Source organism: Streptomyces sp. NPDC008238, from assembly GCF_042956445.1.
GTDB lineage: Bacteria > Actinomycetota > Actinomycetes > Streptomycetales > Streptomycetaceae > Actinacidiphila.
Genome location: NZ_JBIBGK010000019.1, coordinates 140,728 through 148,097 on the forward strand (window position 1 = coordinate 140,728; position 7,370 = coordinate 148,097).

Consider the following 7,370-nt stretch of genomic DNA (forward strand, 5'->3'; position numbering starts at 1 on the left):
TTATCCCTTCGGGGAGGTGGCGAGCAGTTCGACGTTGCCGTCGAACTGCCAGAGCGGGTTCGGCGCGTCCCCCACCGGGGTCCGCACCAGGAAGTAGCCGTTGACTTCCTTCGGTCCGTCGCCGTCGGCGACGTACCGCCCGTCCGGAGTGACGTCGAGCTGGTAGACGGCCTGGCCCGTGGCCGTGACGCCGGGGAGGTGCCAGGAGACGACGCAGCGCCAGTCGTTGCCGGGGCCCTCGGCGCTGTCCGCGACGCTGCCTTTGGTGCACGCGGCCGTGGCCCCCAGCTGCGCCTCGGTGACGGCGGGGCGGTTGAGCTGCTCGGTCTGCATGCGGTACAGGTGCGCGAAGGCCGTGGCGACCGAGCGCTGCACCTTGTCCTGCTCGACCCCGGAGCCCGTGGCCGTGGTCGTCGCGGTGACGACGGCGACCGTCGCAGCGAGCAGCCCGGCCAGCGGCAGTACGCCCACGAGGAGCGCGCGGCGCGGCGAGCCGTCGTCGGTGAGGTTGGTGAAGTCGCGCCGCAGGAAGAGCAGGTAGGCCAGGACCGTCGCGGTCACGGCCCACACCAGGCTGACCGCGATGCCGATGAGCAGCGGCGCCAGTTGCCGGGGGCCGGTGAACAGCCCGTTCCAGGAGATGAAGGCGTAGCCGGGCAGGGCCAGGCGCACGGCGACGGGGAGCGGCATCATCTGCGCGAGCTGCATGGCGAGGGCGACGAGCGCGGGCAGCAGCAGCCCCATCGGGGACCGGCCCAGGGCGATGGAGCCGAGCAGGCCGATCCCGGCGAGCGCCAGGGTCGGGGCGAGGGCGCAGAGCCAGGCGAGGAAGACCTGTCCGGCGGCGTCGGACGGCGTCAGCAGGTGGCCGTCGAGGCCGACCAGCGGCTGGTTGCCGACCGCCAGGACCCCGCCGACCGCGCTGGAGCAGGCCATCCCGGCCACGAGGAGCAGCAGGACGGTGAGGCTGGCCAGCACCTTCGCCAGGAAGATCCGCCGGGGCGAGCGGACCGCGACCAGCAGGTGGCGCCAGGTGCCGAGCCGGTCCTCCGAGGCGAACACGTCACCGGCGACCACCGAGGTCAGCAGGGGGAGAGCCCAGGTACCCGCGAAGCCGAGCATGACCAGTGGTCCCGCCCACCCCGTGGCGTGCATCCAGCGGCCGAAGAGGGTGTCGACGGGCAGCGTGCTCTGCCGGCTCACCGCGGCGACGAAGAGCGCCGGCGCGATCCAGCAGGCCAGGACCAGCAGCCGGATCCGCCACTGGGAGACCAGTTTGACCAGTTCGAAGCGGTAGCCGCGCGAGACGGGTACGCGGCGGGCGGGGACAACGTTGTCGGCGACGGCGGTCGCTGCGGTCATCGGCCGGCCTCCTGCTGCTGGGTGAGGGCGAGGAACGCCGCCTCGAGCGGGGAGACGACGGGCGCGAGTTCGCGCGGTGCGATGCCGGCCCGCACGAGCCCCACCACGAGTTCGTCGAGGGCGGGCACCAGCGCGCGGACGACGAGCACCTCGCCGTCGTTCCGTACGCCCGCGTCGTCGACGACGCGGATGCCGTCCGTGCCGAGGGCCAGTTCCCGGGCGGCCCGCGGGTCGGAGGTGAGCAGCCGGTAGTCGAGTTCGCGGTTCTCGGCGGCCAGCTTGCCCAGCGGGCCCGAGAAGACGACCCGTCCGGTGGCGAGGATGGTGACCTCGGAGCACAGGGCCTCCAGGTCGTCCATGCGGTGGCTCGACAGCACGACGGCGGTCCCCTCGTCCGCGAGCCGGGTGAGGACCCCGTGGACGTGCCTCTTGCCCGCCGGGTCCAGGCCGTTGGCCGGTTCGTCGAGCACGAGCAGCCGGGGTCTGGTCAGCAGGGCGGCGGCGAGCCCGAGCCGCTGGCGCATGCCGAGCGAGAACCCGCGGGCGCGGTCGTCGGCGACGTCCGTGAGCCCGACCTGGGCCAGTACGTCGTCGATCCCGGCGGTCCGCGCGTCCTGCCCGCGGAGCGCGGCGAGCGCGGCCAGGTTCTGCCGGGCGGTGAGCGACGGGTAGAGGCCGGGCCCGTCCACGAAGCCGGCCACGCCGTCGGGCGCGGCGAGCGCCCTGCCGACCGGTGTGCCCAGGATCTCGAGGTCGCCGCCGTCGGCGACGGCCAGGCCCAGCATGAGGCCGAGCAGTGTGGTCTTGCCTGCGCCGTTCGGGCCGACCAGGCCGTGGATCTGTCCCTGCGTCACGTCGAGGTCGACGCCGTCGAGTGCGACGACGTCACCGAAGCACTTGGTGATTCCGCGAGCACGGACTGCGAGGAGTGTGTCCATGAGTCCCTTCTTCCGCAACGCTCATGGACCTTAGGAAGGGCGTCGGCCCCCGCCAGGGACGGTTGGTTGAATGGCCATTGAACGTATCGTCAAGACATCGGCAAGTCCGGTGCGCGAAGTGGGCCCCACCGAGCCGGACTTGGGCAGAACCGGGCGTAGGGGGCGCGCCGCCTGGGGACGGGTGCGGCGCGAGCGGGAACCCTCGAGATTTTAGTATCCATGTACATAGTAGCCATGTACTGTATGTGGGGTGAGTTCAGCAATGGAGAGCGCCACGCCGGGATTCCTGGTCTGGCGCCTGTCGATGAAGTGGCGGGTGGCCGTCGACCGGGCGGTCGCGCCGCTGGGCCTGACCCACGCCCAGTACGCGGTGATGGCCTCGCTGTACGGCATGTCGCGCTCCGGGCTGCGGCCCAGTCAGCGCCGGCTCGCCGACCACACGGGACTCGAACCGCTCTACGTCTCCAAGCTCGCCCGGGCCCTGGAGACGGCCGGGCTCGTCACCCGCACCCGGGACCCGCGCGACCCGCGCGCCATGCAGCTCTCGCTCACCGAGCAGGGGCGGGAGGTCACGCGACGCGCCGTCGACGTGGTCCAGGGCCTGCTGGACCGGTTGCTGGAGCCGCTCGGGGGCCAGGACGGCCCGCGCACCCGGCAGTTGATCCACGAGCTGACGACCCTGATCGACGCACCTCTTGATCCGTACACCGAGAACGGCGAGGAGCAGTCATGACCACCACCGCACCCACGACCGACGGCCGTGTCATCGCCCTGGCGCACTACGCCGCGCGCGCCCTCCTGGAGGGGGTGCTGACCCGCCACGGTGTCACGTTCCAGCAGAACGTGGCGCTCCGGGCCGTCGTGGCCGCGGGCGGGGCCACCGGCCGGGACGCGCTCGTCCGCGACGTCACCGGCTCGCTGAAGACCGGCGAGTCGGCCGTGCGCGGCGTCATCGAGGAGCTCACGGACGGGAAGCTGCTGGAGGAGGATCCGTCGGAGGCGTCCCGGATACGGCTGACGGACGCCGGACGGCGGCTGTACGGGACCACCACCAGGGAGACCGCGGCGATCTCCGCGCGGCTGTACGCCGGTATCCCGGCCGGGGACCTCGCCGTGGCGGGCCGCGTGCTGACCCTGGTCAAGGAGCGCGCGAACGCGGAACTGGCCGGGGTCTGAGGCCCTCGTCCGGCGGGGGCGTTCCGGTCCGTCCGCGGCGGACCCGTGCCGCCGCTCCCGCCGCAAGAATCTCCCCGGGCGATACCTGACGCACCCTCAGTAGCCGACCGGGTGACGGGCCGACGGGCCCGGGCGCAGGGGACGTGACCGCGGCGGCCCGGGGTCGGAGGACGTCATTCCGTGGTATCCAGGCCTGAGTCGAGGCGGTCGGCCGACGGGGGAGAGAGCCGTGCGGACACTGGGCAGGGCGTTGCTGGCCGGCGTGGTCCTCGCCGCCGGGGCGGTGGGCTCCACGGGCTGCACCCTCACCATCGGCGAGACGTCGGGGGCGCCCGCGGACGGTCCGTCGGTCACCGCGACCGCTTCCTCCGTGTCCTCGGCGCCCGGCGCACCGACCGTGCCGGCATCCGCGTCGGCCTCCACCTCCACCTCCGCCTCTCCGTCCCGGCCGACATCGCCGTCCTCGCGGACCCGCACCGCGACGCCGGTGCCCGTTCGCGGACCCGGACAGAAACTGGTGGTGATGACCGTCGGCGGTGGCTTCGCGGGCGTCCATCAGCAGGTGACGGTCAGGGGCGACGGTGCCGTTCTCACCAGGGACAAGGGCGAACCCGTACTGCGCCGGGCCGACGCTGCCCGGTTCAGGGAATTGCGGCTCCTGCTCGGCGACCCGGCGCTGGAGGACGTCCCGGACCTCACGATGAACATGGGTGCAATGGACATGTTCCAGTACACCCTGCAATTCGGCGGCCGCACGATCGTGACGGACCGCTCCAGCAAGGTGCCCGCGCTGGAACGGCTCATCAATGCCCTCAGTCACTGGCTTCCACGAAGCTGACCTGCACCGCGGCGTCTTGAATGAGGAAAATCGGCTGTCCGTACACCGGGAATACGGAAAGTGAATTCCGGTTCGGTCGTGAGGCGGAAGTCACCCTTTCCGGCCCGTGTGCGCCATCCGTGCCGTGTGAGAATGCTTGCGTCCGCGCCCCGAACCAGAGAGCCAGAAACCTTCGAATGCAATCCTCGGTGTACACAGCCGACGTCGGCGACGGCACGCCCCAGGGGCTGGTGGGCCGCGCGGCGGACGTGGACCGCATCGAGGAACTGCTCGGCTCGGTCGATTCAGGCGGTGCGCTGCTGCTGTCCGGCGATCCCGGCGTGGGCAAGTCGGCGCTGCTCGGCCACCTCGCCACCCGGGCGCTGGCAGCCGGCGCCCGGGTGCTGCGTGCGGCGGGCACACGGTCCGAGAGGGACGTCGAGTACGCGGCGCTCAACCAGCTCCTCTTCCCGCTGTGGGAGGAGGCGGACCCGCAGGCCCTGGACCGGGCGCACCACGAGGCCCTGCGGGTGGCCCTCGGCTTCGGCGACGGGCCGCCGCCCGAGCGCTACCTCGTCTCCAACGCGGCCCTGGTACTGCTGCGTCGCGCCGCCGCGACGACGCCGGTCCTGCTGGTCGTGGACGACATGCAGGCCGTGGACCGGGCCAGTGCGGCCGTGCTGGGCTTCGTGGCCCGGCGGCTCGCGGGCAGCAGGGTCAGGTTCCTGGCCGCCGCCCGCCGGGGACACCGCGGGTGCGCCGAGGCCGGAGTGCGCACCGAGTACGAGGTACTGCCGCTGGACGACGACGCGTCGCGACTGCTGGCGGGCGCGTGCCATCCTGACCTCGCCGGGCCCGTCGTGGAGTGCGTCGTCACCGCCGCCGAGGGCAATCCGCTGGCCCTGGTCGAACTGCCGACGGCCCTGAGCGGGCCGCAGCGCGCCGGGGTGGAGTGCCGGCCGGCCGCGCTGCCGCTCACCCGCCGTCTGCGCGAGGTCTTCGGTTCGTGCGTGGCGGACCTGCCGGCCGCGACCCGGCGCCTGCTGCTGGTGCCCGCGCTGGAGGGGACGGGGGACCTGGCCGTCGTGCAGTGCGCCGCGCGGAGGCTCGGCGCCGGGGCCGACCTGGTCGACCTGGAGGCGGCCGAGCGCGACGGACTCGTCCTCATCGAGGAGTTGCACCACCGCCTGAGCTTCCGGCACCCGCTGTTCCGTGCCGCGGTCGTGGACGCGTCGACCTCCGCGGAGCGCCGCCGCGTGCACCGCGAACTCGCCGAGGTGCTGCACGACCGGCCCGAGCAGCGGGCGTGGCACCTGGGGGAGGCGAGCGTCGAACAGGACGAGGACGTCGCCGCGTTGCTGGAGGGCACCGCCCACCGGGTCCTGCGGCGCGGCGACGCCATCGCCGCGATACGGGCGCTCACCAAGGCCGCGCACCTGAGCCCCGGCGCCGCCGACCGGGGCCGCCGCCTGGCCGCGGCCGCCTACCTGCGCGCGGACGCCTCCGGCGAACTGACCATGGCCTCCCGCCTCCTGGAGGACGCCCGCCGCTTCGGTTCCGACGACCGCGCGTCCCTGTACTCGGCGGCGGTCGCCGTCCACCGTCTGCTCGACGGCGAGGGGGACATCGACACCGCCCACCAGATGCTCCTCGGCGCGATCGAGAACGGCGACCATCCCCACGGGACCTGCGACCCGGCCCTGGAGGAGGCCCTCTACCTGTTGCTGCTGCTGTGCTGCCTGGGCGGCCGGGAGGAGTTGTGGACGCCCCTCCACAAGATCCTGGACCGGCTCGGGCCCGACGCGCCCCGCCTGCTGGCGGTGAACGTCGCCACCCAGGGCGATCCGGCACGCACCGCGCTGCCCACCCTGGCCGGCCTGGAGGAGCTCATCGCGGGCCTGCCGCAGGAGACCGCCCCGTCGAGGATCACGCGGATCGGCACCGCGAGCATCGCCGCCGACCGGCTCTCCGCGGTGCGCGACGCCGTCTCGCGCGTACCGTCCCAGGGGCGCAGGCAGATCGCCACCCTCCCGCTGCTGTGCACGGACGCGTTCCTCTCGGGCCGGTGGGACGACACGACCGAACTCGCCGACGAGGGGCTGCGGCTGTGCAGGGAGCACGCCTTCGAGGCCGTCTCCTGGTACTTCCTCTACTACAAGGCCGTCGTCGCGGCGGCGCGTGGCGAAGCCGGCACCGCCGAGGAGACGGCCGACTCGATGGCCGCCTGGGGGACGTCCCGTGGCGCGCACCACGTGGTGACCCTGGCCGAGCACATCCGGGTGCTCGTCGCCCAGGCGGAGGGCGACTTCGAGCGTGCCTACCGGCACGCGGTCGCCATCAGCCCGCCCGGGGAGCTGGCCCCGTACACCCCCGTGGCGCTGCTGGTGGTCGGGGACGTGGTGGAGGCGGCGGTACGCACCCAGCGCCCGGCGGAGGCCACCGCCCACGCGGCGGCCGCCCGGCACGCGGGGATCGCCGCGCTCTCCCCGCGCAGGGCCCTGCACGTCGACGCGTCCGCCGCGATGGCCGCCGAGGCGGACGAGGAGGCGATCGAGTTGTTCGAACGGGCCCTGTCGCACCCCGGCGTGCAGCAGTGGCCCTTCGACCTGGCACGCGTGACCCTCGCCTACGGGGAGCGGCTGCGCAAGGCGCGTTCGACCACCGACGCCAGGGCGTCGCTGGGTGCGGCGCTCGCGACCTTCGAGCAACTCGGCGCCCATCCGTGGGCGGAGCGGGCGAAGCGCAGCCTGCAGGCGACCGGCTGGATGGTCAAGCGCGCCGACGGCCCCGAGTCGGTCGGCCTCACCCCGCAGGAGCTCGAGATCGCCCACCTCGCGGCCTCCGGTCTGACCAACAAGCAGATCGCCGAGCGGCTCTACCTCTCGCCCCGGACCGTGGGCGGCCACCTGGGCCGGGTCTTCCCCAAGCTCGGCATCACCTCGCGCGCGGCGCTCCGCGACGCCCTGACGGGCCTGGCCAAGCGCTAGAAGACTGGTGAAGATCTTGGGGTTCTGGTCCGGTCGTGTGAGCGGTGGGACCAGACTCGTTTTCATGGTGATGGGGGAATGGGCCGGGGA

General features: G+C 73.3%; 6 protein-coding genes. 4 read left to right on the forward strand and 2 right to left on the reverse strand.

What is annotated here, in order from left to right:
• Both ACFZAU_RS30390 and ACFZAU_RS30395 read right to left on the reverse strand, forming a co-directional pair.
• Positions 1–1,362 (reverse strand): ABC-2 transporter permease family protein, encoded by a 1,362-nt coding sequence (locus tag ACFZAU_RS30390; RefSeq protein WP_500554789.1) that lies wholly within the window; start codon positions 1,360–1,362, stop codon positions 1–3.
• Positions 1,359–2,300, reverse strand: a complete 942-nt coding sequence (locus ACFZAU_RS30395) for an ABC transporter ATP-binding protein (protein ID WP_500554790.1) — start codon at positions 2,298–2,300, stop codon at positions 1,359–1,361. Before ACFZAU_RS30395 ends, ACFZAU_RS30390 begins: the two co-directional genes overlap by 4 nt.
• A 250-nt stretch (positions 2,301–2,550) precedes the next feature.
• Here ACFZAU_RS30395 and ACFZAU_RS30400 point away from each other — a divergent pair, with 250 nt between their 5' ends.
• From ACFZAU_RS30400 to ACFZAU_RS30415, 4 genes are all read left to right on the forward strand, one after another.
• Positions 2,551–3,033: a MarR family winged helix-turn-helix transcriptional regulator gene (locus tag ACFZAU_RS30400; RefSeq protein ID WP_500554791.1), complete on the forward strand. Its 483-nt coding sequence runs from the start codon at positions 2,551–2,553 to the stop codon at positions 3,031–3,033.
• A complete protein-coding gene (locus ACFZAU_RS30405) occupies positions 3,030–3,476 on the forward strand; it encodes a winged helix DNA-binding protein (protein ID WP_500554792.1) in 447 nt (148 codons plus the stop codon). Before ACFZAU_RS30400 ends, ACFZAU_RS30405 begins: the two co-directional genes overlap by 4 nt.
• 229 nt (positions 3,477–3,705) lie before the next feature.
• Positions 3,706–4,314, forward strand: coding sequence for a hypothetical protein (locus ACFZAU_RS30410; RefSeq protein ID WP_500554793.1), 609 nt, complete (start codon positions 3,706–3,708; stop codon positions 4,312–4,314).
• Between the two features lie 188 nt (positions 4,315–4,502).
• The gene (locus ACFZAU_RS30415; protein WP_500554794.1) at positions 4,503–7,280 is read left to right on the forward strand and encodes an ATP-binding protein; all 2,778 of its coding nucleotides are present in this window, start codon (positions 4,503–4,505) and stop codon (positions 7,278–7,280) included.
• Positions 7,281–7,370: the final 90 nt, after the last annotated feature.

Excerpts from the sequence above, each read along its gene's own strand:
- ACFZAU_RS30390 (WP_500554789.1), bottom strand. The coding sequence starts at position 1,362 with ATGACCGCAGCGACCGCCGTCGCCGACAACGTTGTCCCCGCCCGCCGC.
- ACFZAU_RS30395 (WP_500554790.1), bottom strand. The coding sequence starts at position 2,300 with ATGGACACACTCCTCGCAGTCCGTGCTCGCGGAATCACCAAGTGCTTC.
- ACFZAU_RS30405 (WP_500554792.1), top strand. The coding sequence starts at position 3,030 with ATGACCACCACCGCACCCACGACCGACGGCCGTGTCATCGCCCTGGCG.